Consider the following 16,360-nt stretch of genomic DNA (forward strand, 5'->3'; position numbering starts at 1 on the left):
GACCGGAAAACGTCCACCGGCGGACAGGGGTTCCCGCCCGGGTGCCGGCGGTGTGTCCGCGGTCCGGTCAGCGCGTCCAGTAGCGGATGTTGCGGAAGCGGGCCTCCGCGCGGCCGGAACCGTGGTCGTACACGCCGTTCTTGAAGTAGCGCGTGGCGGGGCCCCGGTCGTCGACCGTCAGGACCAGGGAGTCGTCGAAGTAGACCTGGATCGTCCCGGTCCCGCTGCTCGCCCGGTGGGCGATCTTCACGTTGAACCAGGTGTCCTAGGCGCCGGTCTTCAGCACCGTGCCGTCGTAGCGCCGCACGGTGCCGCCGCCGGTGTCGTAGACGTTGAGCATGATGTCGGTGGCGGGGGTGCCCGAGGGGTGGACGCCGCGCAGGATCTGCACGAAGGAGGCGCCGTCCGTGCCGGAGGGAAGGTGGACGTCGGCGTCCCACATGTGGTCGCCCGTGGTGTAGTCGACCTTCCAGCGCATCTCGGTGCGCGGGTCGGTGGAGCTGCCCTCCTGGAACGGCTCGTCGGTGGCGTACACCCACATCCGGTGGACACCGCCGCTGTAGCTGTGCCGGTCGGCGAGGTCGAGGTTCCAGGGCTTGTGCCAGCTGTACGTGAACGAGGTCTGCGTCCAGCCGTCGGTCGGGTCGGCGGCCGCGACGGCGAGCGGGACCGGCGGGAGGGCGAGCGCGGCGCCGCCGGTCAGCAGACCGGCTCCGGCCCGTAAGAGGGATCTTCTGTTCATCGCGTGTCCTCTCCGGCGAAGGGGTGCAGGGCGATCGTGCGCGAACGCAGGCAACCCCAAGACATCGGAGGAGTCAAGGTAGTTGGGTGCATCCGTGTCGTTGACAGGTGCACGAAGCATGCTTAGGTTCGTCGATACACCCGATGTATCGCCCGGCTCCGCTTTCAACACGGGAGGGCTTCATGGCGGTTCCGATCAGAACCGTGGTTGCCGCGCTGTGCGCCGGACTCGCGGCCACACTGTGCACGACGGCGCCCGCGCGGGCCGACCGTGCCGCAGATTCCCACGAGCAGCTCTGGGCGGTGTCCGGCCCAGGACGCACGGCAGCGGCGGGCGCACCGCGCGCCCAGGTCGCCCTCGACGGCACCACGGGCGCGCTCAGCCTGTCGGTGTCCCGTGGCGGCCGTACGGTCATCGAGCCGTCGCCCGTCGGCATCGTCACCGAACAGGCCGACCTCTCCAAGGACTTGCGGTTACTGCACCGCAAGGACCGCCTGGTCGACGAGCGTTACCGGACCAAGTCCGGCAAACGGCTGGAACGCCGGGCCCTCATGAACGAGACCCGTCTGTCGTTCGCCACTGCGGCGGGCGCCCGGTTCGACCTCGTCGTCCGCGCCTCCGCCGACGGCGTCGCCTACCGGTACGTCCTGCCGGCGGGGCACGGCGACGTGCTCGGCGAGACGTCCGCCTTCAATCTGCCGCCGGACGCGAGCGCGTGGCTCGGCACCTACCGGGTCGACAACGAGGGCCAGTTCGGGCAGTACACCGCTGCGAGCGCCCCTACCGGTGAGTACTCCGACCAGGCGCTCTTCGCGACGGACGGCGGCTACACCCTGCTCGCCGAGTCGGACCTCACCGGCAGGTACTCCGGCGCCCGTCTCGCCCACGACCAGGGCAGCGGCACCTACCGGATCAAGCTCGCAGACGACCGCGTCCACACCGACGGCGCCCTCGCCACGCCCTGGCGGGCCATGGTCACCGGCGACCTCGCCACCGTCACCCGCTCCACCTTCACCGACGACCTCGCCCCCGCCTCCAAGGTCGCCGACACGTCCTGGATCCGTCCCGGCACGGTCCTGTGGACCTGGCTCGCCGGCGGCAAGGAGGCAGGCCAGAGCCTCGCCGCGCAGAAGGCCTACGTCGACTACGCCGCCGCCCGGCACTGGCCTTACGAAGCCGTCGACGCCGGCTGGTACTTCAAGACCGACGCGTGGGACACCACCGACCCCGACTGGCAGACCAACAGCTGGATGCCCCAACTCACCGACTACGCACGGGCCAAGGGCGTCGGGATCATCGTCTGGATCCACCAACGCGACCTCGACACACCCGAGGAACGCGCCCAGTGGCTGCCCACCCTGGAGCGCTGGGGAGTCAAGGGCGTCAAGATCGACTTCATGAACTCCGAGGCGCAGCCCATGCTCCAGTGGTACGACGCCATCCTCAAGGACACGGCCGCCCACCACCTCATGGTCGACTTCCACGGCTCGACGATCCCCAAGGGCATCCAGCGCACCTGGCCGCAGGTCATGACCCTGGAGGGCGTCGGCGGCGAGGAGAAGCGCACCAACACCGCCGCCCACCTCACCACCCTGCCCTTCACCCGCAACGTGATCGGCTCCATGGACTTCACGCCCGGCGCCTTCCAGCGCGTGGGCCTGCGCCCCAACTCGGACGCCGCCGAGGTGGGCCTGACGGTCGCCTACGAGTCGGGCCTGCAGATGTTCGCCGGCACCCCCGAGTCGTACGACGCCCGGCCGCTCGCCCGGGCCTTCTTCGACCAGGTGCCCGCAGCCTGGGACGACACCCGGCTGCTCGCCGGACAGCCCGGCAAGGAAGCGGTACTCGCCCGTCGCAGCGGCGACCGCTGGTTCCTGGGCGGGGTGTACGCCGGGGATGCCCGTACGGCCTCGGTGCCCCTGTCGCTCGGTCCGGGACGGTGGCTGGTGGAGACGATCCGGGACGGTGCCGACGGTCTCGTCCAGGACCGGCAAGTGCTGCGCGGCGGTGAGGAGTTGAGCGTCGATGTAGTGGCCAACGGCGGCTTCGCCGGGATCGCGTGCCCCTGGCGGCCGGGGGTCACGACCTGCTACCGATGAGCCGCCGGACAGGCCCCAGTGAACGGGTGGTACGCCGTGAGTCTTTCGATCGGAGTCGTCGTTCACGCAAGCCGACGCGGGGTCTTCGAGGAGGCAGTCGAGCCGCTGTCCGGAATCTCCCTGAAGTGGGTGACCTACGGACATGAGCAGGAGATCCTGCCCCGCGTGCGGCGGCTCGTCGACGGCCATGCCCTGGACGGACTGCTGGTGGGCGCCGTGCCGTACCGCGCCTGCCGTGACGTCCTCGCCCGCAACCTACCCGTCGCCGTCATCCGCAGCTCCGCCCTCGACCTGGCCCTGGCCTTGTCCCAGGCGCAGGCCCGCGGCTGGCCCCCGGTTCCGGTCAGCATCGACACCTTCGCCCAGGAGGTGGTCTCCGAGGTCACGGAGGCGGTGCATCTCGACCGGACCAGGGTCGGCTGTCTGCCGTACGCCGACGACCAGAGCGTCGACGAGATCTGCGCCTTCCACCGGCGGTCGCTCCAGGACGGCGACGGCTATGTCATCACCGCACGGACAGCGGTGCTACGGCAGCTGCGCGGCACCCTGCGGGTGCTGAACGGCTCGCCCACGCCGTCCAGCATCCGCTCGGAACTGCACGAGCTGGTGCTGCGCATCCGGTCCGAGCGTGCGGGTGCAGCCGGATTCGCCGCCGGTGTCTTCTGCGTCAACAGACTCGGAAACTCAGGAGACTTGGAGCGCAGCCGGATGGGGCTGCTGCATCTGCTGCGGGCCACGCCCGAGCTCACGGACGCGTGGATCGAGAACCGTGGCCGACGCGGCGTAGTGGTGCTCGGGCGCCGGACCTTGTTCGAGAACCTCAGCCGCAACTGGCTTGTCGTGCCGGTGCTGCAGCAGGCCCAGGAGGCGCTGGGTGTGGAGGTGTCGGCCGGCTTCGGCGTCGGTCCGTCCGCCCGCACCTCGGTGGTTCTCGCCGAACGGGCCGCCGCCCGCGCGGAGTCGGAGAACCGGCCGTGCGGCTATCTGATGGAGGACAGCGGGTTGGTCATCGGCCCGATGGGGCCGGGAGGACAGCCGCAGGCCCGGTCCTTCAGCGAGCAGGGCGACCGTGTGCGCGAGCTCGCGCGGACCGTCGGGCTGAGTCCGGCAACGTTGTCAAGGCTGGCCGCGATCGAGCAGGACCTCGCCGGACGGGCCGTCACACCACGCGAGTTGGCCGACGCCATGGCCATCACCGACCCCAGCGGCCGCCGTCTGGTCCGCAAGCTGCACGCACACGGTCTGGTCACCGCCGAGGGGTGCGCACCGACTCATGGGAAGGGGAGGCCGACAAGTCTGTACCGACTGGCGATCGACGCGGCACTCACCGAATCCGGCAACGGGACCCCTTTGCCAACAGCCTGACGGCGCACGGTCACAGCAGCGCCTCGGCGACGGCCCTCAGATTGGCCCGCCCCCGCCCGTACGCACACAGCCCGTCCGCCACCTCGGTCTCCGCGTCCGGCATCCCGGTGGCGACGAGGAGTGCGTCCGGGCGCCCGTCGAGCAGGGCCGCACGGGCCTCGGCCTGCCAGGGGTGCAGGTCCGGGTCCTCGGTGGCGATGAGCAGCGGTCGTCCCTGGGCGCGGCGCAGGATGTCGGCCACGTCCACGGGACCCTGTGCGGCCACTACGCCCTCGGTGCCCGGGATGACCTCGCGCAGGATGGAGACGAGGTCGGAACGGGCCCATTCCAGCGCGGGGTTGGGGCGGCGGTGCAGGTCGACGACGAAGGGATCGAGGACGGGCCCGGGCAGTGGCTTCCAGCGGATGGCCCGCCGGGCCGCGACCAACCCGATGTCCTCGGGAGCACGCCCGCCGCTCGTCGCCGGTGGCTGCGCGAACCGCCCGGCCAGGGCGTCCACGCGGCCGGCAGCCTCGACCACTCGGGCCGGGTCCAGCCTGGCGCTCGCCATCGCGTCGAGCAGGGCGTCCCGGCACCGCAGCCACAGTTCCGGATCCGGGCGGGCGATGATCAGCAGGTCGGCGCCCGCAGCGATCGCGTCGACGGCACCGGCCGCCTCGCCCACCCCGGATGCGATCGCCTTCATCTCCAGGGCGTCGGTCACGATGACGCCCTGAAAGCCGAGTTCGGTGCGCAGGAGGTCGGTGAGGACACGGCGGCTGAGGGTGGCGGGAGCGGCGGGGTCGAGCGCCGGGTGGACGACGTGCGCCGTCATGACGAGCGGGACGCCCGCGCTGATGGCGGCCCGGAACGGCAACAGGTCGACCTCTCGCAGGACCTGCTCGTCCCTAGTGTCGACGGCGACACCCAGGTGACTGTCCACGGCGGTCGAGCCATGACCCGGGAAGTGCTTGGCGCACGGGGCGACACCGGCCGTCAGTGTGGCCTCGATCCAGGCGGTGACATGCCGGGCGGCGAGGCCGGGGTCGGCGCCGAACGCCCGCGTACGCACGATGGGGTTGGCTGCGCGACGGTGAACGTCGGCCACCGGAGCGAAGCTCACGGCCACTCCGCACTCGGCCAGATGCCGGGCGAGGGCGTCCGCGACGGCGGCGGTCAGCGCGGTGTCGTCGGCAACCCCGAGCGCCCAGGCCCCCGGGGTCTCCGGCGCTCCCGCCCCGGCCAGATGGCTGATGCCGCCGCCTTCTTGGTCCACGGTGACCAGCAGGCCGGGGCGCTGCGAGCGCAACTTGTCAGTGAGCTCGCGTAGTTGAGCGCGCCCGGCGACATTGCGGGTGTGCAGGATGACGCCGCCGAGTCCGCTGTCGGCCAGCCGCCTCAGCTCGCCGGGAGGCGCCGTTCCGTCGAATCCGACGACGAGGCAGCGGTTCGCGGCCTCGACGAGATCACCGGGGAGTGTGGTCACGGGGTCATCTCCGGAGTCGTCGTATGGCCATAGGCGTCCTCGTCCGGATCCAACAGCAGTACACAGCGGGCCCAGTGACGGTCGGTCACCTCGACACGTGGGGGCGGCTCGGTGCTGCATGCGGGCCGGGCAAGGGGGCAACGGGGGTGGAAGCGGCAGCCGGACGGTGGGTGGACCAGGTCCGGGGGCTCTCCGTAGTCGTCCGCCCCGGCGGAGTCCGGCGTCGTACCGTCGTCCCGGCTCGTCCGTGCCGCCAGGAACTCCATCCGGTCGGGATCCGGCGTCGAGTCCAGCAGCAGCCGGGTGTAGGGATGCGCCGGGGTCTGGGTGACGTCCTCCGCGGTGCCGTACTCGACGATCTCGCCGGCGTACATCACCGCGATCTCGTCGGCGAAGTAGCGGGCGCCGGCGATGTCGTGGGTGATGTAGAGCATGGCCAGGCGCTCCTCGTCGCGGAGGGTGGCGAGGAGGTTGAGGATCTCCAGGCGGATGGAGACGTCCAGCATGCTCACCAGCTCGTCGCCGAGCAGCACTTCGGGTTCGACCGCGAGCGCACGGGCGATGGCGACGCGCTGGCGCTGGCCGCCGGAGAGCTGATGCGGGAAGGCCTCCAGGAAGCGGTCGGGCGGGGTGAGCCGTACGCGTTCCAGCAGGGCGCGAAGGCGCTGCTCCAGATCGTCGCGGTCGGTGACGGAGCCGTGCAGCCGCAGTGGTCGTTCGAGCAAGTACCGCACGCGGTGCAGGGGGTTGAGGGAGCCGAACGGGTCCTGGAGCACCATCTGCACTCGGCGGGCGTATGCGCGGCGGGCCCGGCGGCCCTTCGCCGAGGCCGGTTTCCCGTTCAGCAGGATGCTGCCGCCGGTGGGTTCCTGGGCGAGGGCGAGCGTGCGGGCGAAGGTGGACTTGCCGCTGCCGCTCTCGCCGACCAGGGCGACGGTGCGGCCGGGGCGCAGGCGCAGTGAGGCGTTGTCCAGGGCGTGCACGGTCTCGCCTCGGGCCCGGTGCACCGGATAGTGGACGGTGACGTCGACTGCTTCCAGTACGACGTCCACCGCGTCCTGCATCGGGGCCGGGGCTTGCTCGTCGGTCATGCTCGCCCTCCAGCGGTCGGCACGGGCAGCCAGTCGGCGTGGATGCAGGCCACCGCGCGGGCGGCGCCGTGTTCGGTCAACTCCGGAGGTGCCGCCCCGCACTCCGCCGTCGCATGCGGGCAGCGCGGCTCGAAGGCGCAGCCCGGTGGGAGGCCGCGCAGATCGGGTGGATTGCCGGGGATACCGTTCAGCCGTCGCATCGGTCCGCGCAACGGCGGGAAGGAGTCGCGCAGTCCGCGCGTGTACGGATGCTTGGGGTCCCGGTACAGGTCCCCGGTCGGCCCGCTCTCCACGATCCGCCCGCCGTACATCACGGCGATACGGTCGGCGATCTCGAGCAGCAGGGACAGATCGTGCGTGATGAAGACGACGGAGAAGCCCAACTCCCTCTGCAGCCTGATCACTTGGCGCAGGATCTGTCGCTGCATCACCACGTCCACGGCCGTCGTCGGCTCGTCCATCACCAGCAGGTCCGGCTCGCACACCAAGGCCAGGGCGATGGTGGCCCGTTGACGCATTCCGCCGGACAGCTCGTGCGGATAGCTGTCGAGGCGGGTGGCGGGGATGCCGACGAGTTGGAGCATGTGCGTGGCGCGTTCCCGGGCCCGGGACTTCGGCATACGGCGGTGCGCGCGCAGGACGTCGGTGAACTGGGCGCTCAGCCTGGACACCGGATTGAGGGCGTTCATCGCGCTCTGGAAGACGACGGCCGTGTGCTCCCAGCGTGTCCTGCGCAGTTCGCGCGGGTCGGCGTGGAGCAGGTCCACGGGGTCGCCCGCGGCCGGGTGGAGCGTCGCGCTGCCCGACCGGACGACCGCGGGTGGGCGCAGCAGTCGTAGCAGAGTGTTGATCAGAGTCGTCTTGCCGCTGCCGCTCTCGCCGGCGATGCCGAGGATCTCGCCGCGGCGCAGTTGCAGGGACACCCCGGACACGGCAGGCAGGGGTTCGGCCGCCGAGCCGTAGTCGACGCTCAGGTTCTGCACGTCCAGCAGGAGGTCTGCCGCGGTCACTGTGCCCCCTTGCGCCGGGCTCCCCGGAGCCGTGGATTGGTCAGTTCGTCGATGCCGAAGTTGACGAGTCCGGCGGCGGCGCCCAGCACGGTGATCGCCACCCCGGGCGGCACGAACCACCACCACGCACCGGAGACCATCGCCTGCCGCTGCTGGGCGAAGTAGAGCATGGTGCCCCAGCTGACGGTGTTGATGTCGCCGATGCCCAGGAAGTCCAGGCCGGAGACGGCGAGGATGGAGGTGACGAGCGAGAGCATCAGCGTCGCCGAGATCACCGGCAGCAGATTGGGCAGCACCTCGACCAGCATGATCCGGAAGTTGCTCTCGCCGAGCAGCCGCGCGCCCACGACGAAGTCCCGGTTCCGCAGGGAGAGCGTCTGGACGCGTTTCGAGCGGGCGCCCCAGGCCCAGCCGGTCAGCCCGATGACCAGCGCCACTGCGAACGGGCCGCCCCGCCCGCGCAGATACCCGGCGAGGATGATGACCAGCGGCAGCCCGGGCAGGACGAGGAAGACGTTGGTGAGTGCGCCGAGCACCGAGTCGAGCGTGCCGCCGTAGTAGCCGCCGATCAGTCCGACGGCCACCGACAGCGTGGTGGAGACGACCGCCGCCAGCGCGCCGACGAGCAGCGACGTGCGGGTGCCGACGACGAGCTGGGCGAGGACGTCGGTGCCGTCCTGAGTGGTGCCCAACGGATGGGCGGAAGAGGGGGGTTGGAGGACCGCGCCGGTGAGCTCGGTGGGGGAGAGGCTCATCAGGGACTGCACGATCCACGGGCCGACGGCGGCCACCAGGACGTACATGCCGATGATCGCGAGTCCGGCCCGGGCCTTGCGGTTGGCGGGGATCAGCTTGCGCAGGGCGGTGCGCCAGGTCAGCCGGCCGGCCGTGGGAGTGAGCGGGGCGGTGAGCGTCACGCGTCCTCCCGGGTGCGCGGGTCGAGCAGGACGTAGACGGAGTCGGCGATGAAGTTCGCCACCAGTACGGACAGCGAGATGATCAGGAACAGGGCCTGCATCAGCGGATAGTCGAGGTTCACGACCGCCTGGTAGAAGAGGTAGCCGATGCCGGGATAGGCGAAGACCGCCTCGGCGAGCAGGGAGCCGCCGACGACCGTGCCGATGGAGATGGCGAGGCCCGCCACCTGCGGCAGCATCGCGTTGCGGGCCGCATATGCGAGCAGGATCCGCCAGCGGCCGAGCCCCTTGGCCTCGGCGAGGGTGACGTAGTCCTCGGCCACGGTGGTGATCATCATGTTGCGCATGCCGAGCAGCCAGCCGCCGACCGAGGACACGATGATCGTGGCGGCGGGCAGGAAACCGTGCGCGATCACGCTCGTGACGAAGGCGGAGTCGAAGCCCGGTTCGAGGTTGAGGTCGTAGCCGTTCTGGGAGGGGAAGACCGGCAGGCTCACCGACAGCAGAAGCAGCAGCATGGTGGCGACCCAGAAGTACGGCATCGAGCCGAGGAAGGTCGCGAGCGGGGCCATCACGCTGTCCAGGCGACTGCCGGGCCTGCCACCCGAGATGATGCCGAGTCCCGTGCCGATCAGGAACGCGAGGACGGTCGTCAGGCTCACCAGGCCGAGGGTCCACGGCAGCCCCTGCGAGATCATCTCGCTGGCCGGCTGCGGGAAGTACGCGGTGGAGACGCCGAAGTCGAGGTGGGCGAGCTGGGAGAGGTAGTGCAGATACTGCTGCCACAGGTTCTGGTCGGGTACGCCGAACAGCGCCCTGATGGACTTCTCGGTTGCCGGGGTGACCTGTGAGCGCTGCGCCAGCTTGTTCAGGATGACGGAGGCCGGATCCCCCGGCATGAGCCGGGGGATGACGAAGTTCAGGGTGATGGCCACGGCAGCGGTGCCGAGATAGAAACCGAGTCGGCGCAGCAGGACCCGGGCCCGGCCGCCGCGCCGGCGACCAGACGTCGAGGACCGTGCCTCACCGACCGGCAACGTCGTCGCCGTCATCGGGCGAACGCCTTGGACTCGGCAGGGACTTCACCGAACACGGTCATCACTTCACCGGCTTCAGATGCGCGAGCACGTTCTCGAACGCCGGTCCGCCGTTCCAGGGTGCGCAGATGTCGTACGGGTCGCTCTTGCTGGGGAAACCGGTCCAGTTGCGGGCGCTCCACGCACAGCCGGCGGTGATGTTCGACAGCGTCACGAACGGCACCTGGTCGACGATGATCTTCTCCAGCCTGCGGGTGAGGTCGATCTGGGTCTGCTCGTCGCCGGAGTTCGCGAGCTGGTCGAGCAGGCTGTCGGTGGATTTGTCGCGCCAGCGCAGGTAGTTGTTCGTCTGCGCCTTTCCGCCGTTCGCGGTACCGGCGAACTGGCTGTTCAGCAGGGGGTTGTAGACCTGCCACGGCACTGCGCCGTACGCGAGTCCGTACGCGGCGAGATCGAAGTCGCCCTTCGCCCTGGTGTCGGTGTAGGTGCCGCTGGCCAGCGGCTGCACATTCACCTTGATGCCGATCTTGCCGAGTTGGTCGGCGATGATCCGGGCCCGCTGCACCGAGTCGGCGAAGTCGGCGACCTCGATGTAGTTGAGCGTGAGCTGCTTGCCGCCCTTCGTCGCCTTGCCCCCGCTGATGGTGTAGCCCGCCTGCTGCAGCTGGGACTTGGCCGCGGCGAGGTCGGTCTGCACGGCGTCCTTGTACGCGGGGTCGAGCCACTTGCCCTGGGTCGCCGCGTCCAGGCCGGTCTGGCTGATCGGGGTGGCGCCGAGCTGGGTGACGAGCTGGATGAGCTGCTTGCGGTCGATCGCCGACTCGACGGCCTTGCGGACATGGACGTCCTTCAGCGCACCGCGGTCGTGGTTGAAGACCAGGATCAGCGACCCGTACGTCGGGTAGAAGTAGCCGTTCTTCGCCGGATTCTTGTCGACGTACTGCTTCTCCAGGTTGGGTATGGCGCCGCCGCTCAAGTCCTCCTGGCCGCTGGTGAGTTGGGAGATCTCGGTGGCGGAGTTCACCACGGGCAGCCGGACCTCCTTCACCTGGATCCTGCTGCGCCAGTAGTCGCCGCGCAGTCCCAGCGTGATCTGCTGAGGGTCGAACCGCTTCAGGGTGTACGGGCCGCTGCCCACCGGATCGGGATTGGTGAAGGTGACCGGATTCTTCCCCGTCCAGTATTTCTCCGGAACGATGTACTGCTGGAGAATCGAGGCGACCTGCGTGAAGGCGGGCTTGTCGAAATGGAACACGACCGTCTTCTCGCCCTGCGCGGCAACGGACGTGAAGGAAACTCCCGAGGAGTTGAGCGCGGGTGTCTTCTTCACCAGTTGGAAGGTGAACACCACGTCCTCGGCAGTGACCGGTTTCCCGTCGCTCCAGGTAGCCTTCTTGTCGATGTCCACGGTCAGCGTACGGCCGTCCGGCGACAGTTTCTGCGTGGAGGCGAGCCACGGTTCGAATTCGCCACCCTTGAGGACATTCACGCCCATGAGCGACTGGTACATGTAGATCCTGGTTCCCGGAGATGCATCTCCGGTGCTGGTCAGAGGATTGAAGTTGCGCTGCAGCACGGTTTTTCCGGACGCATAGTTGATCATCATCGAGCCATTGCCCGAATTTGCCGAACCGCTGTCCTGGCAGGCGGTGAGCGCAAGACTCATCACCACGACCACCGCTGCCGGACCGGTTCGGAAGGAACGCCTGAGCCGCACGGCTGACCTCCCGTCTCGGATGCGGCATTGTGTGGACGAAAAACGCTGGGCGTCAAGAAGCGACTGCGAATTCGCGATAAATGAACCTCGTCCCAAAAAACAAACGAACCAGGTTCGTAAGTCGGCGTCGTGTTTAATTCTGCCCGGTGCAGGGGGAAGAATGGCCCCCAGTCGCGCTATCGGAGGCAATGGATTGACGCAGCCACAGGACATCCCCGCGGCGACCGGCTGGATGCGGGAGGCGAGGTTCGGCCTCTTCGTCCACTTCGGCGTCTACAGCATGGCCGCACGGCACGAATGGGTGCGCAGCTACGAGGAGATCGGGGACGCCGAGTACCAGAAGTACGTCGACCACTTCGACCCGGACCTGTTCGACGCGGCCGACCTCGCCCGCACGGCGCGCGCCGCCGGCATGCGCTACGCCGTACTGACCACCAAGCACCACGACGGCTTCTGCCTCTGGGACTCGGCGGTCACGGACTACACCTCGGCCCGCGTCTGCGGTCGCGACCTGGTCGCCGAGTTCGTCGACGCGGTCCGCGCCGAGGGCCTCAAGGTCGGCTTCTACCACTCGCTCCTCGACTGGCACCATCCCGACTACGTCATCGACGGCGTCCACCCGCTGCGCAACGCACCGGACGTCGCCGCCCTCAACTCCGGCCGGGACATGGGCGGATACCGCGCCTACCTGCACGCCCAGGTCAAGGAGCTGCTCACCTCGTACGGCCAGGTGGACCTGATGTTCTACGACTTCACGTTTCCCTGGAACCGCGGCGGAATGCCCGGCAAGGGACCGGAGGACTGGGACTCGCCCCGGCTCCTGGCCCTGACCCGTAGCCTTCAGCCCGGCATCGTCGTCAACAACCGCCTGGGCATCCCGGGCGACTACGTCACTCCCGAGCAGTACCAGCCGGACCGCCCGCTCACCGAGGACGGTGTCCAGGTCATGTGGGAGGCGTGCCAGACCCTCAACGGCTCATGGGGGTACCACCGCGACAACCTGGAGTTCAAGGACCCCGGCGACCTGGTGCGCATGCTGGTCCAGTCCGTGGCCAACAACGGCAACATGATCCTCAACGTGGGCCCCGACGGCCGCGGGAACCTCGAACCCCGCGCCCGCGTCACCCTCGACGCCATCGCGGACTGGATGCGACTGCACGCCCGTGCCGTTCACGGTGCCGGCCCGGCGCCGTTCGAGCCGCCGGCCAACGGTGTCTACACCTGCCGCGGCAACCGCCTCTATCTGCACCTCTTCGCCTGGCCGTTCCGGCACGTCCACCTGCCCGGGCTGGCCGGCCGTGTGGAGTACGCCCAACTCCTCAACGACGGCAGCGAAGTCGAGCTCGGCGTCCTCGACAGCACTCCGCAACCGCACGCCCACCTCGACCCGTTGCCGCAGTCCGCCGACACGCTGACCGTGACGCTTCCGGTCACCCGTCCCGACGTACTGGTGCCGGTCGTCGAGCTCTTCCTGACGGAGTCGTAGCGACGGGCCCTTCCATGAGGAGCCGTAGCACGCCGGCTCCTCAGGACTCCGTCGGCGGCCCGCTGCTCTCCCGCACCACCAGCTCCGTGGCCACTTCCACCCGCGTCGTCTCCGGCTCCTGCCCGGCCAGCAGCCGCAGCACCATACGGGCGGCGAGTGCGGTCATGTCGGCAATGGGCGTGCGCATGGTCGTCAGCCGAGGCGTCACCCAGTCCGCGAACGGCAGGTCGTCGAAGCCGACCACGCTGACGTCGTGCGGGATACGCAGGCCCAACTCGGCCGCCGCACGGTAGGTGCCCAACGCCTGGTGATCACTCCCGGCGAAGATTGCCGTCGGACGGTCGTCCAACGCCAGGAGATCCAGGGCGTGTTGATACGCGAGACCGTGCGTGAAGTCGCCGTAACGCACCAGGGCCGGGTCGAAGGGGAGCCCGGCCTCCGTCAGCGCCGAACGGTAGCCGTCCACCCGGGCGCGTGAGGTCAGCCGGCGCTCCGGGCCGCTGATGACGGCGATGCGCCGGTGGCCGAGCTCGATCAGGTGACGGGTCGCGGCGAGCCCGCCGGGCCAGTTGGTCGCGCCCACCCAGGGGATGCCGGGTGCGGGCTCGTCGATCGGGGCGACGAGGGCGTACGGGATGCCGAGCCCGGCGAGATCCGTCTGCTGCTCCGGGGTGAGTTCGGGGACGACCAGGATCGCGCCGCGCGTGGGCCGCGTGGCCAGCGAGTCGAGCCACTGGCGTGCCCGCTTCTGCCGCCCGTGCGTCGCCGAGACGACCAGCCCCATGCCCGCCTCGTGCAGCACGTCCTCCGCGCCACGGATCAGCTCCACCGCCCACGGGCTGTCCAACTCGTTGATGACCAGGTCGATCAGACCGCCGGGCGGTGCCGCGGTGGCCGTCGGCCGCTGCCTCGCCAGATAGCCGTGCTTCTCCAGCAGACGCTGCACCTTGGCCCTGGTTCCGGCCGATACATCGGACCTATCGTGAAGCACCTTGGAGATGGTGGAGACCGAAACGCCTGCCTCCTCGGCGATTTCGGCCAGCGTACGCCTCCTCGCTTCGCCGGATCCTGTCCGGACTGTTGACGTCATCGGATGAATCTCCTACGTTTCCGGAGCGGTCGCTGATTGCGAAAACTATCGCAATCCAACCCTCCGGCGTAGAGGTGGCAGGTGGTTCTCGATGAAGAGATGGCGTCCGGGCCGGAGTCGGCGCACCGCCTCCCTGGCCACCGCCACCGCGGCGCTGTTACTGGCCGGCTGCGGCGGCACCGGCGGAGGGAGCACCGACTCGGGCGGTGGCAAAGGTGAGTTGCTGGTGTGGGTGGACAACACCCGTACGCCGGCCGCCCAGCAGTACAAGAAGGCCCATCCCGACGTGAGGATGCGCATCGTCACCATCCCGCCCGACGCGGGCTACGTGCCCACCAAGGTCTCCCTCGCCAACCGCACCAGGAGCGGCTGGCCCGACGTCGTCTTCCTGACCAACCCGGCCGAGGCGGCGACCCTCGCCGGCGACAGGTTCGGCTACGCAGCCCCGCTCGACGACCTCGTCCCGAAGTCCGTCCGCGACGGCTTCACCCCCGGCTCCCTCGACACCTGCACCTTCGGCGGCAGGACGTACTGCCTGCGCAACGACATTGCCCCGACGGTGCTCTGGTACGACGCCAAGCTCATGAAGCAGTACGGCTATGCCGTTCCCAAGACGTGGGCCGAGTACCAGCAGGTCGGCCTGAAGGCCGCCAAGGACCATCCCGGCACCGTCGTCGGCGCCATCAACGGCAAGTACGGCGCGGGCACCTACTTCGGCAGCAGCGGCTGCCCCACTCGCGACACCCTCAGCCTCACCAAGGTCCACATCGACCTCACCCAGCCGAGCTGCACCCGAGTGGCCGACCTCCTCCAGCCGATGGCCAAGGCCAAGGCGGTCACCACCGTCGTACCCACCGACCCCGCTTTCGCCAAGCTGGGCAAGGAGAACAAGATCCTGATGCTGCCGGGCCCCGCCTGGTTCGGCGACTTCATGTTCGGGCCCGCCTTCAAGGTCCCCAAGGGCCGGATCGCCGCGGCCCCCATGCCCACCTGGCCCGGTGAGACCAAGTCCTACGCCGGCCAGGTCGGCGGCGGTGCCTTCCTCGTCTCCGCGCACGCGGGTGACCGTACGAAGGAAGCGGTGGATCTGGTGCGTTGGATGACCACCGACGTCACCCTGCAGTCCAAGCAGCCGACTTACCCCGCCTTCACGGCCGCCGCCCAGAAGTGGGGCGAGGCCAAGTCCAAGGACGGCTACTACGCCTCCGACCCGATGCCCGCGCTCACCTCCGCGGCCGACGCCCTGCGCCCCGGTTTCGGAGCCGTCCGCTTCGAGGCCGACTGGCAGGCGAGCTTCAACGACACCGTCGGGAAGGCGGCCGACTCCGGCGGCAACCTCCAAAACCCGCTGGCGAGTTGGCAGGACAAGCTCGACGCGGCGGCCAAGACCGGCGACTACACGGTCGGACCATGACGCTCACGCCCATCCGCCCGCCCGCGAAGGCGAAAGCCCCGCCGGCCCCACCCCGGCGTCGCGGGCGCCGGGGCCGCACCACGGCCATATGGATCCTCATCGGCCCCTACACCCTGTTCCTCGCGGTCTTCGGAGTCGCACCCGCCGGATACGCGCTGTGGACCTCCCTCGTCCACGACGGCTCCTTCTCCGGCGGACGCAACTGGGCGGCCGTCTTCGACGACTACCGCCTCGGCGAGGCTGCCCAGAACGTCACCCTCTACCTCCTGCTCTGGCTCCCGGTCCTGCTGCTGACCGTCCTCTCGCTGGCCTTCACCCTGCACGCCCGGCCAAGCAGGACGACGAGCGCCTTCCAGCTCGTCTACTACCTCCCGGGCGCAGTCACCGGATCCGCCGCCGCCCTGCTCTGGCTGTTCATGGTCAGCCCGGACAACAGCCCGTTCGGACCGCTGCTGAAACTGATGGACGTACACAGCGCCACCGACGCGCTCTCCGGCGGCAGCCTCATCGGCGTCCTCGCCGTGATGGGCGTCGCGGTGCATGCGGGCGGCTGGATCGTCGTCCTCTACGGCGCCCTCACCGCGCTCCCCAGGGACGTCCTGGAGGCGGCCCAGGTCGACGGCGCCTCAGCCTGGCGCACCATGTGGCACGTCAAGCTCCCCATGGTCCGCACGTACGTCGCCGTCGTGCTGATCTCCAGCTTCGCCTCCGGCAGCCAGGTCTTCGTCGAACCCACCGTGCTCGGCACCGGCGCCCCCGGCCAGATCAGTCCCACCTGGTCCGTCAACCAACTCGCCTACGTCTACGCCACCCAGGACGGCGACTTCGGCAAGGCCGCCGCGCTGTCGCTGGCCATGCTCGCGGTCGGCCTGCTGGCCGCCTGGATCGTGATCACCCGCACCCGTATGTACGCCACCCGGTGAGTGA

Annotated in this window: 12 protein-coding genes and 1 pseudogene; 5 read left to right on the forward strand and 8 right to left on the reverse strand. The window is 69.6% G+C overall.

The window, feature by feature from the left end:
* Nucleotides 1–67: 67 nt before the first annotated feature.
* A pseudogene (locus ACFY1L_RS44910) lies at nt 68–742 on the reverse strand (polysaccharide lyase family 7 protein).
* A gap of 182 nt (nt 743–924) precedes the next feature.
* On the opposite strand from ACFY1L_RS44910, the gene ACFY1L_RS44915 reads away from it, so the two are divergent.
* Both ACFY1L_RS44915 and ACFY1L_RS44920 read left to right on the forward strand, forming a co-directional pair.
* Nucleotides 925–2,841: a glycoside hydrolase family 97 catalytic domain-containing protein gene (locus ACFY1L_RS44915; RefSeq protein WP_388838881.1), complete on the forward strand. Its 1,917-nt coding sequence runs from the start codon at nt 925–927 to the stop codon at nt 2,839–2,841.
* A gap of 36 nt (nt 2,842–2,877) precedes the next feature.
* A complete protein-coding gene (locus tag ACFY1L_RS44920; protein ID WP_388838884.1) occupies nt 2,878–4,206 on the forward strand; it encodes a MarR family transcriptional regulator in 1,329 nt (442 codons plus the stop codon).
* A 10-nt stretch (nt 4,207–4,216) separates the two neighbouring features.
* On the opposite strand, the gene ACFY1L_RS44925 is transcribed toward ACFY1L_RS44920, so the two are convergent.
* Genes ACFY1L_RS44925 through ACFY1L_RS44950 form a run of 6 tightly spaced genes read right to left on the reverse strand, consistent with a single transcriptional unit; the run spans nt 4,217 to nt 11,392 of the window.
* Nucleotides 4,217–5,671 carry a glycoside hydrolase family 3 N-terminal domain-containing protein gene (locus tag ACFY1L_RS44925; RefSeq protein ID WP_388838887.1) on the reverse strand — a complete coding sequence of 485 codons (1,455 nt, stop codon included), beginning with the start codon at nt 5,669–5,671 and terminating at the stop codon, nt 4,217–4,219.
* Nucleotides 5,668–6,762, reverse strand: coding sequence for an ABC transporter ATP-binding protein (locus ACFY1L_RS44930; RefSeq protein WP_388838889.1), 1,095 nt, complete (start codon nt 6,760–6,762; stop codon nt 5,668–5,670). Before ACFY1L_RS44930 ends, ACFY1L_RS44925 begins: the two co-directional genes overlap by 4 nt.
* Nucleotides 6,759–7,772 carry an ABC transporter ATP-binding protein gene (locus ACFY1L_RS44935; protein ID WP_388838892.1) on the reverse strand — a complete coding sequence of 338 codons (1,014 nt, stop codon included), beginning with the start codon at nt 7,770–7,772 and terminating at the stop codon, nt 6,759–6,761. The genes ACFY1L_RS44930 and ACFY1L_RS44935 overlap by 4 nt, the downstream gene beginning before the upstream one ends.
* A complete protein-coding gene (locus tag ACFY1L_RS44940) occupies nt 7,769–8,689 on the reverse strand; it encodes an ABC transporter permease (protein WP_388838895.1) in 921 nt (306 codons plus the stop codon). Before ACFY1L_RS44940 ends, ACFY1L_RS44935 begins: the two co-directional genes overlap by 4 nt.
* Entirely contained in the window at nt 8,686–9,741 is a 1,056-nt protein-coding gene (locus ACFY1L_RS44945; protein WP_388838898.1) for an ABC transporter permease, read from the reverse strand. Before ACFY1L_RS44945 ends, ACFY1L_RS44940 begins: the two co-directional genes overlap by 4 nt.
* A 46-nt stretch (nt 9,742–9,787) precedes the next feature.
* Nucleotides 9,788–11,392 carry an ABC transporter substrate-binding protein gene (locus ACFY1L_RS44950; RefSeq protein WP_388838901.1) on the reverse strand — a complete coding sequence of 535 codons (1,605 nt, stop codon included), beginning with the start codon at nt 11,390–11,392 and terminating at the stop codon, nt 9,788–9,790.
* Nucleotides 11,393–11,636: 244 nt separating this feature from the next.
* Between ACFY1L_RS44950 and ACFY1L_RS44955 the strand changes: the two genes are divergently transcribed.
* Entirely contained in the window at nt 11,637–12,929 is a 1,293-nt protein-coding gene (locus tag ACFY1L_RS44955) for an alpha-L-fucosidase (protein WP_388838903.1), read from the forward strand.
* A gap of 40 nt (nt 12,930–12,969) precedes the next feature.
* On the opposite strand, the gene ACFY1L_RS44960 is transcribed toward ACFY1L_RS44955, so the two are convergent.
* Nucleotides 12,970–14,019 (reverse strand): LacI family DNA-binding transcriptional regulator, encoded by a 1,050-nt coding sequence (locus ACFY1L_RS44960; RefSeq protein ID WP_388838906.1) that lies wholly within the window; start codon nt 14,017–14,019, stop codon nt 12,970–12,972.
* A gap of 91 nt (nt 14,020–14,110) precedes the next feature.
* On the opposite strand from ACFY1L_RS44960, the gene ACFY1L_RS44965 reads away from it, so the two are divergent.
* On the forward strand, nt 14,111–15,433 hold the full coding sequence (locus ACFY1L_RS44965) for an ABC transporter substrate-binding protein (RefSeq protein ID WP_388838910.1): 1,323 nt from the start codon (nt 14,111–14,113) through the stop codon (nt 15,431–15,433).
* Complete coding sequence (locus ACFY1L_RS44970) at nt 15,430–16,356, forward strand: carbohydrate ABC transporter permease (RefSeq protein ID WP_388838913.1); 927 nt, start codon at nt 15,430–15,432, stop codon at nt 16,354–16,356. The genes ACFY1L_RS44965 and ACFY1L_RS44970 overlap by 4 nt, the downstream gene beginning before the upstream one ends.
* Nucleotides 16,357–16,360 lie beyond the last annotated feature (4 nt).

It is taken from the genome of Streptomyces sp. NPDC001663, from assembly GCF_042893105.1.
In the GTDB taxonomy this organism is placed as follows: Bacteria; Actinomycetota; Actinomycetes; order Streptomycetales; family Streptomycetaceae; genus Streptomyces.

Bases quoted from the DNA above. Each gene is read 5' to 3' on its own strand.
- ACFY1L_RS44915 (WP_388838881.1), top strand. From the start codon at position 925: ATGGCGGTTCCGATCAGAACCGTGGTTGCCGCGCTGTGCGCCGGACTC.
- ACFY1L_RS44930 (WP_388838889.1), bottom strand. From the start codon at position 6,762: ATGACCGACGAGCAAGCCCCGGCCCCGATGCAGGACGCGGTGGACGTC.
- ACFY1L_RS44945 (WP_388838898.1), bottom strand. From the start codon at position 9,741: ATGACGGCGACGACGTTGCCGGTCGGTGAGGCACGGTCCTCGACGTCT.
- ACFY1L_RS44950 (WP_388838901.1), bottom strand. From the start codon at position 11,392: ATGAGTCTTGCGCTCACCGCCTGCCAGGACAGCGGTTCGGCAAATTCG.
- ACFY1L_RS44960 (WP_388838906.1), bottom strand. From the start codon at position 14,019: ATGACGTCAACAGTCCGGACAGGATCCGGCGAAGCGAGGAGGCGTACG.
- ACFY1L_RS44965 (WP_388838910.1), top strand. From the start codon at position 14,111: ATGAAGAGATGGCGTCCGGGCCGGAGTCGGCGCACCGCCTCCCTGGCC.
- ACFY1L_RS44970 (WP_388838913.1), top strand. From the start codon at position 15,430: ATGACGCTCACGCCCATCCGCCCGCCCGCGAAGGCGAAAGCCCCGCCG.